11 protein-coding genes are annotated in these 16,109 nt (G+C 58.9%); 7 read left to right on the top strand and 4 right to left on the bottom strand.

Going from position 1 to position 16,109, the window contains the following annotated elements; all coding sequences use genetic code 11:
- Positions 1-26 precede the first annotated feature (26 nt).
- From C5Y96_RS10475 to C5Y96_RS10465, 3 genes are all read left to right on the top strand, one after another.
- Positions 27-1,457, top strand: coding sequence for a DUF1552 domain-containing protein (locus C5Y96_RS10475; RefSeq protein ID WP_105352879.1), 1,431 nt, complete (start codon positions 27-29; stop codon positions 1,455-1,457).
- A gap of 482 nt (positions 1,458-1,939) precedes the next feature.
- Positions 1,940-3,355: an efflux RND transporter periplasmic adaptor subunit gene (locus C5Y96_RS10470; protein ID WP_105352876.1), complete on the top strand. Its 1,416-nt coding sequence runs from the start codon at positions 1,940-1,942 to the stop codon at positions 3,353-3,355.
- Positions 3,352-6,513: an efflux RND transporter permease subunit gene (locus tag C5Y96_RS10465; protein ID WP_105352874.1), complete on the top strand. Its 3,162-nt coding sequence runs from the start codon at positions 3,352-3,354 to the stop codon at positions 6,511-6,513. Before C5Y96_RS10470 ends, C5Y96_RS10465 begins: the two co-directional genes overlap by 4 nt.
- A 90-nt stretch (positions 6,514-6,603) precedes the next feature.
- Here C5Y96_RS10465 and C5Y96_RS10460 read toward each other — a convergent pair whose 3' ends face one another.
- From C5Y96_RS10460 to C5Y96_RS10445, 4 genes are all read right to left on the bottom strand, one after another.
- Positions 6,604-7,074, bottom strand: a complete 471-nt coding sequence (locus C5Y96_RS10460; protein ID WP_105352872.1) for a bacterioferritin — start codon at positions 7,072-7,074, stop codon at positions 6,604-6,606.
- Positions 7,075-7,189: 115 nt separating this feature from the next.
- On the bottom strand, positions 7,190-8,533 hold the full coding sequence (locus C5Y96_RS10455; protein ID WP_105352870.1) for a Gfo/Idh/MocA family protein: 1,344 nt from the start codon (positions 8,531-8,533) through the stop codon (positions 7,190-7,192).
- A 185-nt stretch (positions 8,534-8,718) separates the two neighbouring features.
- Complete coding sequence (locus C5Y96_RS10450; protein WP_105352868.1) at positions 8,719-9,015, bottom strand: hypothetical protein; 297 nt, start codon at positions 9,013-9,015, stop codon at positions 8,719-8,721.
- A gap of 205 nt (positions 9,016-9,220) precedes the next feature.
- Positions 9,221-10,156: a malate dehydrogenase gene (locus C5Y96_RS10445; protein WP_105352866.1), complete on the bottom strand. Its 936-nt coding sequence runs from the start codon at positions 10,154-10,156 to the stop codon at positions 9,221-9,223.
- Positions 10,157-10,372: 216 nt separating this feature from the next.
- Here C5Y96_RS10445 and C5Y96_RS10440 point away from each other — a divergent pair, with 216 nt between their 5' ends.
- The 4 genes from C5Y96_RS10440 (at position 10,373) to C5Y96_RS10425 (ending at position 16,106) form a co-directional block, all read left to right on the top strand.
- The gene (locus C5Y96_RS10440; RefSeq protein ID WP_105352864.1) at positions 10,373-10,816 is read left to right on the top strand and encodes a Fur family transcriptional regulator; all 444 of its coding nucleotides are present in this window, start codon (positions 10,373-10,375) and stop codon (positions 10,814-10,816) included.
- A gap of 111 nt (positions 10,817-10,927) precedes the next feature.
- Positions 10,928-11,770 (top strand): polyphosphate kinase 2 family protein, encoded by an 843-nt coding sequence (locus C5Y96_RS10435; RefSeq protein ID WP_105352855.1) that lies wholly within the window; start codon positions 10,928-10,930, stop codon positions 11,768-11,770.
- A 108-nt stretch (positions 11,771-11,878) separates the two neighbouring features.
- A complete protein-coding gene (locus C5Y96_RS10430) occupies positions 11,879-14,713 on the top strand; it encodes a PSD1 and planctomycete cytochrome C domain-containing protein (RefSeq protein WP_105353348.1) in 2,835 nt (944 codons plus the stop codon).
- Entirely contained in the window at positions 14,703-16,106 is a 1,404-nt protein-coding gene (locus C5Y96_RS10425; RefSeq protein ID WP_105352853.1) for a DUF1501 domain-containing protein, read from the top strand. Before C5Y96_RS10430 ends, C5Y96_RS10425 begins: the two co-directional genes overlap by 11 nt.
- Positions 16,107-16,109: the final 3 nt, after the last annotated feature.

Below are 16,109 nucleotides of genomic sequence, written 5' to 3'. Positions count from 1 at the left end.
ATCCCCTTTCCTTTTAGGTATTTCCGATGAAACGAACTCGCCTGAATCGTCGAACACTGCTGCAAGGACTGGGGACGGTGGCCATCGGGTTGCCGCTCTTGGAAGAGATGACCGTCACGCCGGTGCTAGGGGGGGCCAAGGCCGAAGTACCGGTGCGGGCATTCAACGTCTTCTTTGGATTAGGGATACCGGCACCACTGCAGAACGAAGGTTTCGACGGCGTGCTCGAGCCGCTCAAGCCCCTGCGCGACAAGCTGCTGATTATGAAGAACGTCGATCATGTTCGCTGCGATATGCCTGGCATCAACGCGCATTACGATGGTGCCTCGGCGGCGTTCACTGCGATGCCAGCGGAAGGAACGGCCAAAGCAGGCGGGCCTTCGATCGATCAGCTGGTTCGCCAGCATTATCATCCTGAAGGTCTGCCCCCGGGGATGATATCGACCCTGATCGCCGGCACGTTCTTTCGCCGCAGCCGCGTCGTACGATACACGCATAGCTTCAAAGACGACGGCACGCCGGCGGCTGCCATGCAAGAGAAACCAAGCGACCTGTTCAGCCGCATCTTCGGCGAAGTCCCCAGCGACTCGCTCGATCCGCGTCGTCAGCGATTGTCGCGCAGCGTCCTCGATAGCGTCGTGCAGCAGGCTCAATACTACACGGGGCAAAACTCGCCACTGGGGAAGGTCTCGCGCTCGCGTCTGCAAGACCATCTCGACCGTGTGCGCGAGTATGAACAACGCACCATCGAGTTCGAGAAGAAAGCACAGCAGCAGCAACAGGAACTGCCAGTGCCGCCGAAATCGAAACTGTTGCACGGCAACGAGGCCGACCCCAGCGGGCAAGGGATCGATATCACGCTGGAAGAGCTGACGACTGAATGGCGACTGATGGCCGATCTGTACGCGCTGGCGATTGCGATGGATCGTTGCCGCTTCGGTTCGATTACCTTCCTGGCCGCCGGCGAACGCATTCGCCTGACCGGCGATTACGAGTACAACGGCGAGAAGCGGTTCGTCTTCAACGATGCCAAGCAGCTCAAGGCCAGTGGCGACAAAGGGTGCAGCCACGAATGGTGGCATCAGTTCAACGAGAAGAAGTCGAACGAGCAGCTTCGGGCCCACGCCCACATGAAGATGCGCGAGGTCGCCTACTTCCTCCAGCGGCTCGACGAGCAGGACGCCATGGAGGCCAACGGCAAGACCATTCTAGAGAACTCCCTGTTCACGATCAGCACCGAGTCAGGCGATGGCCGTCATAACGATGTGCAGCGAGAACTATCGGGTGTCTTCCATGCCGTGACCGGGGCCAACGGACGCTTCAAGACCGGCGAAATGATCGACGTCAAAGCCGAGGGGCTCGATGCCTACAACGAGCTACTCCGCGGCATGGGCGTGCAGCGAACTCTGGGGCCTGAGAAGCGCGATACGAAGTCGGTCGATCACATTCGAGCATAGTTTTCCAGCGATCCCGCGTCGGCTCTTTTCCAAAGGGGGAAGTGATCTTACCACTTCCATTTCAGGTGGACACTTAGGCAGCTAAAGGTTTACGTGAAGTATTTTACCGACTTTCTTGTCGAGTTTTTCCTTGATCTCCATCAAGTTGATACGCTCTTCTGGGGGGATCATCTTGTCTCGTCGTCGGTCCCCTCATATGGGCGGAAGCCTGTCGCGAAGCGGCATCTAGGAAACGGTATCGTTTCCATAATACGGGCTTTATTGGCCCCCCGACTCACCTAGCCCAGCCCGTGGAGTTCTTCCCTGGGGAGGCTTGGTAAGGATTGCCACGATACGCCAGCGACGACCGCTCTGACGTGATGAAAGAATCTGCCAAGGATCTTGGAGGATCGTTCTCTCGACCCCATCCTCTGGTTGCCTAGAATTGGCAATCCATCCAAGAGGACAATGCTACCAACGACACCAAACATTCGACTGGCTTTATGGAAATTCTTCGACGTAACCATTCACTGGCGTTGGCCACCCTTGTGTGTGGTATGGCCGCGATTGCTTTCGCAGGCTGTTCCCGAGCAACCCAAACCCCTGGCGAGCGACCTCCCCCGACGGTGACCGTTTCGCAGCCGATCACTAAGAAGATCGTCGAATGGGACGCCTACACCGGGCGTCTCGAGCCAATCGAGTTCGTCGAGATCCGGGCACGCGTGAGTGGTTACCTAGAGTCGATCCACTTCGACGAAGGGCAGATCGTCAAGCAAGGGGATCTGCTGTTCGTGATCGATCAGCGTCCGTTCATTGCGGCGCTCAACGGGGCGAAAGCTTCGCTGGGGCAAGCCCAGGCTCAGATGGCCCAGGCCCGAGCCCAGCTCGACGAAGCACGTGCCCAGAAGAAGCAAGCCGAAGCCGAGTTGAACCTGGCCGATGCCCGCGTCAAGCGCACGCGAACTCTTCGCATGTCGAACGCGGTCGCCCAGGATGAACTCGATCAGCGCGAAGCGGAGTTCACCCAGGCCGAAGCGGACATCACCGCTTCTGATGCCGGCATTGGCCTTGCCGAAGCAGGCGTGGCAACGGCCCAGTCGGCCATTCACTCGGCCGAAGCGGCCGTTGAGACTGCCGAACTCGAACTCAACTACACCAAGATTTACGCTCCGGTTACGGGACGTATCAGTAGCGAATACGTCACCGAAGGGAACCTGGTCAGTGGTGGTGCGGCGACTTCGACTTTGCTGACGACCATCACCTCGGTGAATCCGATCTACTGCATGTTCGACGTCAACGAACAGCAGGCCCTGAAATACATTCGCCTGGCCCTGGAAGGGAAACGCGAAAGCTCGCGTTCAGCCAAGAACCCGGTTTTCCTGGGCTTGGCCGACGAAAAAGGCTTTCCGCACATGGGGCACATGGAATTCGTCGATAACCGTTTCGATTCCAGCACGGCCAGCATTCGTGTGCGTTGCATCTTCCGCAACGATAACGAAGTCCTCGTCCCAGGCATGTTCGGCCGCGTTCGCCTGCCAGGCAGTGCTGCCTACCAGGCCGTGCTGATACCTGATTCGGCGATTGGTACCGACCAATCTTCGCAGTACGTCTACATCGTGGTCGATGGAAAGATCGAACGCCGTAGCGTCGAGGTGGGCCCCCTGGTCGATGGCTTGCGTGTCATTCGTAGCGGGCTCGATGGCAGCGAGTCGCTGGTGATCAAAGGGATTCTTCTGGTGCGTCCTGAAATGGCGGTGAATGTCGAGACCGGCGCGATCGAGATGCGCGAAGACGGACTGCCGGATGACTACACGCCGCTGCCGAAGGATCAATGGATTTCTCCAGGGCTCAGCTCGATTTCCATTCTTAAGAACAGCACGCAAACGGCGGTCGGTGCGACCGAGGAGGCGATCCGATGAAGTTTCCTCACTTCTTTATCGAACGCCCGATCTTCGCGTCGGTGCTGTCGTTCCTCATTGTGCTGGTGGGCGGCATTACTTACTTCACCTTGCCGGTTTCACAGTACCCGGACGTCGCTCCACCGACGATCGTGGTGCGGGCCAGTTACCCAGGTGCCACGCCGCAGGTGATCGCCGACACGGTGGCCACGCCGATCGAACAGGAAATGAACGGCGTGGACGACATGCTGTACATGGAGTCGTCGTCGAGTGCCGACGGTACCATGCAGCTGACGGTGACTTTCAAGCTGGGCACCGACCTGGACGACGCCCAGGTGTTGGTACAAAACCGGGTGGCCATTGCCGAACCGCGCCTGCCAGAGGCCGTTCGCCAGATTGGTGTGACCACCAGCAAGCAGATTCCCGACATGCTGATGGTTGTGCATTTGGAATCGCCGGACGGTAGCCGCGATCAGCTCTATATCAGTAACTTCGCATTCCTCCGCATTCGCGACGCCCTGATGCGGCTGGATGGGGTGGGCGATATTCGTATCGCCGGTGGTAACGAATACGCGATGCGGGTGTGGCTCGATATCGAGCGCATGACCCACCTCGATTTGACACCAGGGGACGTGATCGGTGCGATTCGTGGGCAGAACGCCCAGGTCGCGGCTGGCGTGATCGGTCAACCGCCGAACGATGGAACCGGCGCGTTTCAATTGAACGTCACGACCGAGGGGCGACTGAAAGATACCGAAGAGTTCGGCAATATCATTATCAAGCGAGGCGAAGATGGCCGCGTAACGCGGCTGAGTGACGTGGCCCGCCTGGAACTGGGTGCTCAGGATTATTCACGCTTGAGCTACCTCGATGGCAATCCGGCAGTGGCGGTGCTGATTTATCAGCGGCCTGGTACCAACGCGGTTGATACGGCTAAGGAAGTCAAAGATACGATGGCCAAGCTGGCGGCCGACTTCCCCCAGGGGATCGGTTACCAGATCGCCTACAACCCGACCGACTTTGTGGAAGAGTCGATTGCCGAAGTGTTTGATACGCTGCTGATCACCACGTTGCTGGTGGTGTTCACCGTGTTTATCTTTCTGCATGGCTGGCGGCCAACGATCATTCCCGTGATCGCGATTCCCATTTCGCTTATCGGCACGTTCGCCGTCATGCAGACGATGGGGGTGACGCTCAACACGCTGTCGCTGTTTGGCCTGGTGCTGGCCATTGGTATCGTGGTGGACGACGCGATCGTGGTGGTCGAAAACGTCGAACGCCTGATTGCCGAGGGGATGTCACCGCGTGAAGCGACCCATAAAGCGATGGACGAGGTGGGCTCGGCCCTGATCGCCACCACGCTGGTGCTGATCGCCGTGTTCGTGCCGACCATTTTCATCCCCAGCATCAGCGGGCGGTTCTATCAGCAGTTTGCCATCACGATTGCCATTTCGACAGCGTTCTCGACGTTCGTTTCGCTGACCCTCAGCCCGGCCATGTGTGCATTACTGCTGCGGCCCAAGAATGCCCAGCGGAACTGGATGGGGAGAGTGGTCGATGTGCTGTTCGGTTGGTTCTTCAAGCTGTTCAACAAAACGTTCGACATCACGAGCAACATTTATGCTGGCATCATTTCGCGCATCGTGCGCGTGTCGGCCTTGGTGCTGCTGTTTTACGCGGGGCTGTTGGTTGCCACTTACTACAGCTTTGGCATGGTTCCTAACGGCTTCATTCCACAGCAGGATCAAGGATATCTGATCGTGGCGATCCAACTGCCAGACGGGGCGGCTCTTTCGCGAACCGACCTGGTGACGAAGGAAGTTACCAAAATTGGCGGCACGATCGACGGCGTGGCCCACTCGGTTGGTATTGCCGGTCTGTCTGGCTCGACCTTCTCGATCAGCCCCAGCGCCGCTGTGACGTTCTTTCCCTTGGAAGACGCCAAAGAGCGGAGTGCTCGCGGCCGCGGTGTCGATGTGATCGTGGCGGAGATGCGGCAGAAACTGGCCGGGATTAACGAAGCTCAGATCTTCGTGATTCCCCCGCCGCCGGTCCGTGGTATTGGTCGTGGCGGCGGTTATAAGATGTACGTTCAAGACCAAGGGGGTGCCGGCCTGGATGCCCTGGCCCAGGTCACCAATCAGATTGCCGCCGAGGCCAACAAGCAGCCAGGACTGGTTCAGGTTTACTCGAACTACCGGTTGAGCGTTCCGCAGATCAAAGCCAACGTCGACCGTACCAAGGCCGAGATGCTCGACATTCCGGTGAACGATGTCTTCACGGCCCTGCAGGTTTACCTTGGTTCGGTATACGTGAACGACTTCAATATGTTGGGTCGTACCTATCGTGTCACGGCCCAGGCCGAACCAGAGTTCCGCGACGAGCCGAGCGACATCTTGCAGCTGCGCACCCGAAGTACACGCGGTGCCAGCGTGCCGTTGGCTTCGATTGTCGATGTCGAGCGGGTGGTTGGCCCTGATCGCCTGGTGCGGTTTAACTTGTACCCGGCGGCCGATCTCAACGGCGACACCGTTCCCGGTTTTAGCTCGGGGCAGTCGCTCGATACGATGGAGCGGCTGGCCAACGAGAACCTTCCGCCTGGCTTCGGCTATGCATGGACCGACATCGCATTTCAGGAACGTTCGGCAGGCAATACGATTGTCTTCCTGTTCCCGCTGGCGGTGCTGTTCGTGTTCCTGACGCTGGCCGCCCAGTACGAAAGCTGGCTACTGCCGCTGGCGATCATTTTGATTGTGCCGCTGTGCTTGCTGTTTGCCATCATGGGTATCTGGTACCGCGGGATGGACAACAACATCCTCACGCAGATCGGTTTCATCGTGCTGGTGGGCCTGGCGTGTAAGAATGCGATTTTGATTGTCGAGTTCGCCAAAGCGGAAGAAGACGCCGGCAAGAACCGCTTTGAAGCCGCTGTCGAAGCCTGCCGTCTGCGACTTCGCCCGATCTTGATGACCGCGTTCTCGTTTATCCTCGGGGTGATTCCGCTGCTGATCGCCACGGGGGCCGGTTTCGAGATGCGACGCGTGCTCGGAACGGCCGTGTTTGCCGGAATGCTGGGGGTGACCATCTTCGGGTTGTTCCTCACGCCGGTCTTCTACGTGGTGCTGAGGAAATTCGCCAGGCAGAAGCCAGCCCCGGCAAGCGAAGCAACTTCCAATTAGTGCTGAAAAGCACACGAAAAGAAAAAGGGATGCCGACATGGGTTGGCATCCCTTTTTTTGTTCGAAGATGGTTTGAGAGTCGCTGACCCCTTACGGCGAAGACATATGCTTCGCGATGTAGGCTGCTTCTCCCATGCGTTCGATCAGATCGAGTTGCAGTTCCAGCCAGGCCATGTGCCCTTCTTCGTCAAGGACAATCTGCTCGAACAACTGCCGCGAACCGATATCGGAATCGGCGGAAGCTTGTTGCGAGGCCTTCGTGTAGAACTCGATAGCTTCCTTCTCGTCTTCCATGTCGGTTTTGAACATCGACTGAAGCGATTCCGCACGGACCGGCGTTTTGTCGAACGTCAGTCGCGGTTCCCCTTTGAGGAACAGAATACGATTAAGGTACAAGTCCGAGTGTCCTAGCTCTTCCTGCATTTCTTCCCGCATCTTTTTGGCCAACAGGTCCAGGCCCCAATCATCCAGCACGGCGGCATGCAGCTGATATTGATGGCTGGCTGTCAGCTCCATCGACAGGGCCTTTTGCAGGTTTTCGATCGACTTCTCTCTCGACATGGTCTTCTCCCAGAGGCGCGACTTATGTGGTTGTTGGATCAGCCGACCGCTTGTGCCTTGCTGATCCTTTCATTGTACCGCGATCGCGCCTCGGCGTGTGACCGCCATGGGCGTTTTAGACCCAAGCCGGCTCCCAGCCCTTGGCGTACGACTTGGTCAACCATGGCTCGGCTGCGGTGAAATTGGGGATCTTCATTTCCTGGGCATCCCACTTCAAAGCTTGGCCTGGAAAGCGAATTCCGACGGTGCCCAGAAGGACAGTTTCGGTCAGCGGGCCAGAGTAGTCGAAGGTCGAGGTCGTTTCCCCTTCGCCGCGGGCAGCATCTGCCCACTGCACGTAATGATCAACGCCGGGAAATTCTTCGATCGCCGTTTCGGTTTCGGCACCATTCATGAAGAGCTTCGGCATCGCCACGTGGGGAATGACCAGCGTTCCCTTTTCCCCAATCAGTACCGAACCGGCACCAGGAAGCGAGTACGACTTCGGCAGATGAGCCGTCACCTCGGCGGGCGGACGTACGCCAGCGGCATCGTACCAGGTCACGTTCAACGTATCCCCAGCGGTGTACTTGGTGCCTGGGAAGACATAGCGCACGGTAGCGCTTTCGGTCCATGTTTCAGGCTTCAGCGGTGGTGCCTCGGCGGTTAACTCCAACGGCGACGTCAGCAAGAGGGATTTGAAGACCGGGTCGAGGATATGGCAACCGAAGTCACCTAGCTGCCCGGTGCCGTAGTCTTGCCAGCCGCGCCAGTTGAACGGATGGTAAATGCCGGCCTTGTAAGGGCGACGCGGCGCGACCCCTTGCCACAAGTCCCAGGCCACCGTTTCCGGTACCGCATCTTCACCAGCAGGGCGATCGATGTTGCGGGGCCAGCTAGGCTGACCCGATTGCCACGAGTGAACTTCTTTCACTTTACCGATCTTGCCGGAATGCACTAGCGCGACCGCGGTACGATACGCCGCGTGCGACTGGATTTGATTGCCCATCTGCGTGACAACTTTGTTCCGCTGGGCGGCCTCTTTCATTTGCCGTGCTTCAAACACGGTATGCGTCAGCGGCTTCTGGCAGAAGACATGCTTGCCCAGCTGCATGGCCGCCAGCGAGACCGGGGCATGCATGAAGTCAGGCGTCGAGACAATCACGCCGTCGACACTGCCAGCGTTATCCAACAGCTTGCGCCAGTCGGCGTAGGTTTTGGCGGCGGGGTATTTTTCGGCGGCGCGGCCCAGGTGTTGGGCGGAACTGTCAATATTGCACAGTGCGGTGACTTCAACGGCAGGACTCGCGGCGACACCGACCAGGTCGCTCCAGCCCTTGCCACCGGTCCCGACACTGCCCACGCGAAGACGCTCGTTCGCACCGAGCACACGCGAATAGCTGACCGCCGGTAAGGCAACCGCGGCACCGGCGACAGCAAGAGACTTGATAACTTGACGACGACTAATATGCCCAGACATGGAAAGCCTCACAAAGCGCTGGTAGGTAGGAAATGGTGGGAGGGAGCACCAAGTCTTACGAATCAGCGAGGCCGCGTCAATCTTTTTCAGAAAGAAAAAACGCCTCTAGCGGCATGGGATGATGTGTCGCGACATCATCGGCACTCAGGCAATGGCGGGCACAACGGGGTAAATCGTCGAGTCGATTAGTATTCGTCAGGAACCAAAGCCGGGTCGATCGTCAGTTGTTGGCCATCTGGCAGGTTCACAACGCGGTCTTCTTGCCACTGCGGCAGATGCTCTTCGACGTAACGCATCGCCCTAACCAGGGCTTTCTCGTCCTTCTTGTCGAACGAATTATCGACACCGTTGAGTAGCGTTAAAACCTGTACGCTGCCGGTATCCGCTCCGTAAGCACGTACCGCGCTGAGCATTACCTGCACGCATAATAGTCCCTGGCGATCGTACAGATAACGAAACGCTTCTTCATTGCTCTTGAACACGATGAGTTCCTCCGTCGAGACGAGTGCCTGGTTGATTTACCGCCTGGCAGGCCAGAAGCCGCATAAAAGCCTGCGACTTCGATTCAACTCAAACGTATGTCGAAAATCGGATTGGTGCGCACGAAATGCCCTCGGCTTCACACGATCGGTACGCGGTGATCGTGCCGTGCGTTCCGGTTATGACGATACGCTCGATCGTGCCGATTTACGATGCCGCCGGCTGAAAGAACGGGGCCAGGCTCTCGTTCACCGTGCTCAGACGCTGGGCTGAATAACGCAGCTGTGCCTGTTCTTCTTCACTCAACGCGATGCTCAGCACCTGGGCGATCCCCTCTTGGCCAATCACCGCCGGTAGCGACAGACAGACATCCTCGATGCCGTAATACCCATCGACCAGCGTCGAGACCGGCATCGTGTGGTGCGAATTGTCTTTGATTGCCTGCAAGATCATCGCCGCCGCACTAGCCACCGCGAAGTTGGTGTAACCCTTGGCCAGAAAGACCTCGGGGGCGACGCTTAGCGTCTTCTCGAATGCCCGCTTCACTTCCGGATCTTTTCCCATGTACCAGCCGCCGGCATACACCGCGCTAAGGACCGGGAACTGCGATTCGCCATGTTCACCCAGCACGTAAGCACGTATGTCGTCCGAGTGAATTTCGTAGTGGGCCGAAAGGAGCGAACGGAACCGGGCACTATCGATCAGGGTGCCTGTTCCCAGCACGCGATGTCGGTCGAAGCCCGACAGCTTGAGCGTCGCGTACGTCAGCACATCGACCGGATTGGTAACCACCAGCAAGATCGCATCGGGGCTCAGTTCGGCGATCTTCGGTACCACCTGCTGAAAGAGCTGGGCGTTGGGCCGTGCCGTAGCGATACGGTCGATGGCACTTCCCCCCTGCTCTGCCGACTGTGCCAGTGCCAGAACGACGACCTGCGAGCCCCGCGTGGCTTCGATATCTCCGGCCTGCACGCGCACGCGACTGGGACCCAGCGCCGCGGCATGCTGCAGATCGAGGGCTTCCCCCCGAATCCGCTCGGCACTGCGGCTCACCAGAACCAGCTCGGTCGCCAGCCCTTTGAGGACGATCGAGTACCCCAGCGTGACACCAACCTTGCCGACACCAACAATCGAAACCTTCATGGGTGCTCCTTTCTTTCCGGCGCAAACCTTCAATCTGGCGGACCTGCCAGGCTTGCTCAAGAGGTAGGATGTCTCAATTAACGCACTCGGCCGAGAAACCGGCAGAAACTTTCCCCGGCATCGTTGCCGCTGCCAGGCTTTTCCCTGTTTGCAAATGCATTGCAAGTACGATAAGATAGATACCGGTAATCAACCCCACTCTGGCCGTAAGTACTCATGGCACGCAAGCGAAAATCTGGATTCTCGATGGAAGCCGCGAAGACCCTTCTTCGGGGTGCCAATCTCCGCTGTACGGCGGCTCGAATTGCGGTCGTTCAGACGCTGGCCGATCATCAAACGCCGCTAAGCCCCAATGAAGTCGCCGACGAACTCTCAGAGTTCGGGTTCGACAAATCGACCATCTACCGGTCGTTGACCGAACTGGATGAATCAGGCATCGTGGCCCGGCTCGACCTGGGAGACGCGGTCCGACGCTTCGAACTGCTGCCGTCCGGGTCGGAAGGGCGTTCCGAGCATCCCCACTTCATGTGCATCGACTGCGGCAAGGTGATGTGCCTGTCGGGGTTTCACATCGAACTGGTCCCCGACAATCCCAAGCAGAAGCCCCCCGGCAAGCTGGAAGAAGTGCTGATCAAAGGGCACTGCGACGCGTGTCTTTAAATGCCATTCAGGCAGTATGAAACCGCGTCGAAAAAACGTAGTAGGGAATTCGCTCGCAAGTGGCTAGACTAAGGGCGACAGATGCTTTTCTGAACTCTGCCCAGGTGCGCTATGGACTACTACGACTACTTCCGGGTGAAGCCCGGCAGCAAACTCGATCTCAATAAGTTTGATCCCGTCTGTAAAGATCTTCACGACGATAGCGATCTGGCGGAAGCGGAAATGCAGCGTCTGCGCGACCGACTGCGCGAGCTGCAATATTCGATGTATGCCGAACGCAAACGATCGGTCCTGATTGTCCTGCAAGGGCGTGACGCCGCCGGCAAAGACGGGACCATTCGGCATGTGTTTCGCGCGATGAATCCGCAAGGGTGCCGCGTGTTCAGCTTCAAAGTGCCCAGCAAAGAAGAAGCCGAACACGATTTCCTGTGGCGGCATCATAGAGTGACGCCAGGCCTCGGGCATATCGCCGTCTTCAATCGATCGCACTACGAAGAAGTCCTCGTCCAACGCGTGCACAACATGGTCCCCAAAGAGGTCTGGAAGAAGCGCTACGACGAAATCAATAACTTCGAACAGATGCTGGCCAACAACAGTACCCACATCCTGAAGTTCTATCTGCACATCGACCCGGAAGAACAGCTCGAGCGTTTCAAGAAGCGACTGGAGTCGCCCCACAAGTACTGGAAGATCAGCGACGCCGACTACTCGGAACGCCCCTACTGGGACGACTACACCAAAGCGTACGAAGACGCCCTCACCAAGTGCAGCACCGACTACGCCCCTTGGTTCACGATTCCCTCGAATCGCAAGTGGTTCCGCAACTACGTGGTCCTCAAAATCTTGATAGCCGCCTTCGAGTCGTTCCATATCAGTATGCCCGAAACCACCGTCGACCTGGACGCGATCCGCCGGCTGTATCACCAGGAGAAGAAAAAAGAGAATGGTGGGTAACCACCCCGGGGGAGACGGTGCTTTCCCAGCCTTCTGGTGACTTTTTCCTAGACGTTTTCTATACTAAGGACTGCCGTACTCCTTCTCCCCTTCCCCTTGGCTGGTCTCATGCGCGTGGTCCCCTACCCCGGCCTGGCCCAATACGTGGGTTCGTTGTGCCTCTTCCTTCTGCTGGTCTCGCCCCTGGCGGCTGCCAATCAGGAAGGTGAGGCTCTGTTCGTGCGCCGTATTGCCCCTTTGCTCGCTGAAAAATGCCTTGCCTGTCACGGCCAGAACGAAGACGAGATCGAAGGGGGGCTCGATATGCGTTCGCTGTCTGCTCTGCACGCAGGCGGCGATAGTGGCGAAGCGACTCTCGTCGTCGGCAAGCCAGACGAAAGCCCCCTGATGCTGGCCATCGGCCGCGATGACGTCAGTTGGTCGGCCATGCCCCCGAAGGAAGCCGAAAAACTGACCGACGAGCAGATCGGCTGGTTCCGGCAGTGGATCGCCCTCGGCGCTCCCTGGCCCGACGAAGCCCGCGCGGCCGAGATCAATGCCCAGTACGCCGATAAGTGGTCGGCCGAAGATGGGATTATCGTCGAAACGGTCGGTGCTCTCTCGCCGGAATGGGCCAACCGCAAATACAAACCGGAGTCGCTGTGGGCTTACGAAAAAGTCACCAGGCCAGCCGTTCCTGATGTCGGTACTGCCAATCCGATCGATGCCTTCCTGCTCGCCAGAATGCCGGAAGGTCTTGTCGTCGCGCCCCCTGTCGATCGCGTGACCCTCATCCGCCGTGCGACATTCGACCTGACAGGGCTTCCCCCCAGCCCCGCCGAAATCGAAGCATTCACCAGCGATCCTTCGTCCGACGACATCGCGTTCGCCAAGGTGATCGACCGCCTGCTGGCTTCACCCCACTACGGCGAACGGATGGCCCAGCACTGGCTGGACGTGGCCCGCTACGCCGACAGTTCCGGCTTTGCCAACGACTACGAACGTGGCAACGCCTGGCGTTATCGCGATTATGTTGTGCGTAGCTTCAACCAGGACAAGCCGTACGACGCATTCATCCGCGAGCAAATCGCCGGCGACGAACTCGACCCCGACAATCCCGAAGCGATCGTCGCGACTGGTTTCCTGCGCATGGGACCGTGGGAACTGACCGGCATGGAAGTCGAAAAAGTCGCGCGGCAGCGGTTCCTGGATGATGTAACCAACAGCGTCGGCGAAACGTTCCTGGCTCACTCGCTGCAGTGTGCCCGCTGCCACGATCACAAGTTCGATCCCGTGCCCACGCACGACTACTACGCCATTCAAGCGGTCTTTGCCACCACGCAACTGGCCGAACGCAAAGCCCCTTTCCTGAAGATCGAGAACACCGCTGGTTTCGAGGAAGCGAAGTACCTGAAGTCGCGGCGGGCCGAATACTCTCAGACGCTCAAGCAGCTCAATGAAATGCAGTTGGAAGCTGCAACCCAGTGGTATGCCGACAACAAGATCGACCCGGCCAGGTGGAACGAAGCCCTCGACAAGCAAAAAGGGGCGAAGGACTTTGGAAATGCTCGCCAGGCCCTGATGCGGCAGAAGCTGCCTGAGAGTGAGATTCCGCCGAAGCATGTGGGCTTCTCGCCGGAAGACTACGGCAACGAACGCGTTGCCCGCAAGGGCTTGCAGCGGATCGATTGGGAAGACGACCGCTACCAACCCTACGCGCTGGCCGTCTACAGCGGCAAAACGCCGACGCTCAAATCGGTATACACTCCGCTGCGAATGCCGGCCAAGCCGCTGGAAACCGGCGAGCTCGAACAGACCAGCATTCTCACCGGCGGCGATCCCTTCAGCCCCGCCACGCCTGTGAAGCCTGGCATCTTGAGCGTGCTCAGCCAGGTCGAGCATCCGGACATTCCTACCGATATCGCCGGACGCCGGGCCGCGTTCACGCAGTGGGTGGCCAGTGCCGACAACCCCCTCACCACGCGTACCATCGTCAACCGTATCTGGCTGTGGCACATGGGGCAGCCGATCGCCGGCAATCCGAACAACTTTGGCTCGACCGGCAAACGCCCGACCCATCCGCAACTGCTCGACTGGCTGGCCGCCACGTTCGTGGAATCAGGCTGGTCGTTCAAGTCGCTACATCGTCAGATCATGCTCAGCGAGGCCTACCGCCGTTCGTGCGAGCACCCCAGCTTCGACTCGCTTGATGAAAAAGACCCCCTCGGCACGTCCTACGCAGTATTCACCCCGCGCAGGCTCACCGCGGCCGAAATTCGCGATGCGATGCTCTTTGCCACCGGCGAACTCAACCCACAACTGGGCGGCATCCCCAATCGCCCCGAGATCAACATGGAAGCGGCCATGCAGCCGCGGCAAGTGATGGGAACGTTTGCGTCTGCCTGGACCCCCAATCCCTTGCCGCAACAGCGCCATCGGCGTTCGCTGTACAGCTTGAAAATTCGCGGCCTGCCCGATCCTTTCCGCGAAGTCTTTAACGCCCCCGGCCCTGACTTCTCGTGCGAGATGCGCAGCGCGTCGACCGTCACGCCGCAAGTCTTCGCCCTGTTCAACGGTCAGGCAACCTACGATCGCGCCCTCGCTTTGGCCAATCGCGTAACGCAGGAAGGTCTCACCGGCGCGAAAGCGATCGACCGCGTCTTTCAAATAGCCTATGGCCGCATGCCCAGCGAAAGCGAACGCGCTGCGTGTCTAAAGCACTGGCAGGCGATGGAAACCATTCAAAGCGAACGCGAACTGGTCGCGACCAAAGCCCCGCTGGTCGTTCGTCGTGATGCGGTCGAAGAGAACACCGGCGAGAAGTTCTCGTTCGACGAAACTCTACACGCCTACGCCGACTTCGTGCCTGACCTTCAGCCGCAAGATGTCGACGCGAACACCCGAGCCCTGGCCGACGTTTGTCTGGCGATCTTGAATTCCAACGAGTTTGTCTATGTCTACTAACCCTCGCCCCCGGCGGCGCGAATTCCTGTACGGCCTGGGTGCCACCCTGGGTAGCGTGGCCTTCAGTTCGCTTCTCGCGGCGGAAGAAGACCAGGCCGCCGTGGGGCTCAGCCCGCGTAAAGGGCACTTGCCAGCGAAGGCCAAGAACTGCATCTTCCTGACCATGGAAGGGGGCCCATCGCATATCGACACGTTCGATCCTAAGCCGAAGCTTGCTCAGTTGCATTTGAAGGAATTCACCCGCAGCGGTGAGCAGAAGTCGGCCATGGAAAGTGGCAAACGCTACTACGTGCAAAGCCCCTTCAAGTTTAACAAGGTGGGCCAGTCAGGTGCCGACATGGCCGAGAACTGGCAGCACCTGGCCGGTGTGGCGGACGACATCTGCTTTTTTCGCGGCTGCCAGGTCGATAGCGTCAACCATCCCACCGCCATGTATCAGCTCAACTGCGGCAACCGCTTCGGCGGCGACCCTGGTATCGGCTCGTGGGTGACGTATGGCCTCGGATCGGAAAACCAGAACCTGCCTGGCTTCATCGTCTTGCCGGAGGTCAGCTATCCGCAAGGTGGTGCCGCGAACTGGAGCAACGGCTACCTGCCCGCTCAGTTCCAAGGGACTCCGCTTCGCCCGAAGGGTTCCCCCATCCTCGATCTCTTCCCGCCGAGTGGCGTCACCGCCGAGCATCAGCGGAAGAACCTCGACCTGATCGCGCAGCTCAACCAGCAGCATCAAAAGCGGCATGCGTATCACGACGAACTGGGTGCCCGGATGGAAAGCTACGAGTTGGCCTTCCGCATGCAAATGCAGGTACCCGGCGTGTTAGACCTGCAGCAGGAACCGCAGGAAACGCTCGATCTGTACGGCGTCGGCCAAGAGCCCACCGATTCGTTCGCGCGTAAGTGCCTGCTCGCGCGAAAGCTCGTCCAGCAAGGGGTGCGTTTCGTGCAGCTCTATCACGGTTCGTGGGACAGCCACGACTACATCGAGCGGGCCCACGGCAACCTGGTGGCAGCCGTCGACCAGCCAATCGCCGCGCTGATCGCCGACCTGAAACGAACAGGCCTCTTGGATGAAACGCTCATCGTCTGGTGCGGCGAATTCGGCCGCACGCCAGATAATGGTGTCCGCGGGGGCACCGCTTATGGCCGCGATCATAACCCGCACGCGATGACCTACTGGCTGGCCGGCGGCGGTGTGAACGCCGGCCACACCATCGGCGCGACCGACGAAACCGGGATGGAAGCGGTCGAAAACGTCGCCCACATCCGCGACTTCCACGTGACCCTCTTGCGTTTGCTCGGCTTAGACGACAACAAGCTCACCTACTACCACGCCGGCCGTTTCAAGCAGCTCAGCCAGTTCGGAGGGAAGGTAATTCCGGAGCTGATTGCGTAAAGA

The sequence above is a fragment of the Blastopirellula marina genome (assembly GCF_002967715.1).
GTDB classification, from domain to species: domain Bacteria; phylum Planctomycetota; class Planctomycetia; order Pirellulales; family Pirellulaceae; genus Bremerella; species Bremerella marina_B.
Note: the sequence above shows the minus strand (reverse complement) of the source record. Positions and strands in the feature narration are given on the sequence as shown.

Bases quoted from the DNA above. Each gene is read 5' to 3' on its own strand.
- C5Y96_RS10475 (WP_105352879.1), top strand. From the start codon at position 27: ATGAAACGAACTCGCCTGAATCGTCGAACACTGCTGCAAGGACTGGGG.
- C5Y96_RS10465 (WP_105352874.1), top strand. From the start codon at position 3,352: ATGAAGTTTCCTCACTTCTTTATCGAACGCCCGATCTTCGCGTCGGTG.
- C5Y96_RS10460 (WP_105352872.1), bottom strand. From the start codon at position 7,074: ATGTCGAGAGAGAAGTCGATCGAAAACCTGCAAAAGGCCCTGTCGATG.
- C5Y96_RS10435 (WP_105352855.1), top strand. From the start codon at position 10,928: ATGGACTACTACGACTACTTCCGGGTGAAGCCCGGCAGCAAACTCGAT.
- C5Y96_RS10445 (WP_105352866.1), bottom strand. From the start codon at position 10,156: ATGAAGGTTTCGATTGTTGGTGTCGGCAAGGTTGGTGTCACGCTGGGG.
- C5Y96_RS10440 (WP_105352864.1), top strand. From the start codon at position 10,373: ATGGCACGCAAGCGAAAATCTGGATTCTCGATGGAAGCCGCGAAGACC.
- C5Y96_RS10430 (WP_105353348.1), top strand. From the start codon at position 11,879: ATGCGCGTGGTCCCCTACCCCGGCCTGGCCCAATACGTGGGTTCGTTG.
- C5Y96_RS10455 (WP_105352870.1), bottom strand. From the start codon at position 8,533: ATGTCTGGGCATATTAGTCGTCGTCAAGTTATCAAGTCTCTTGCTGTC.
- C5Y96_RS10470 (WP_105352876.1), top strand. From the start codon at position 1,940: ATGGAAATTCTTCGACGTAACCATTCACTGGCGTTGGCCACCCTTGTG.
- C5Y96_RS10425 (WP_105352853.1), top strand. From the start codon at position 14,703: ATGTCTACTAACCCTCGCCCCCGGCGGCGCGAATTCCTGTACGGCCTG.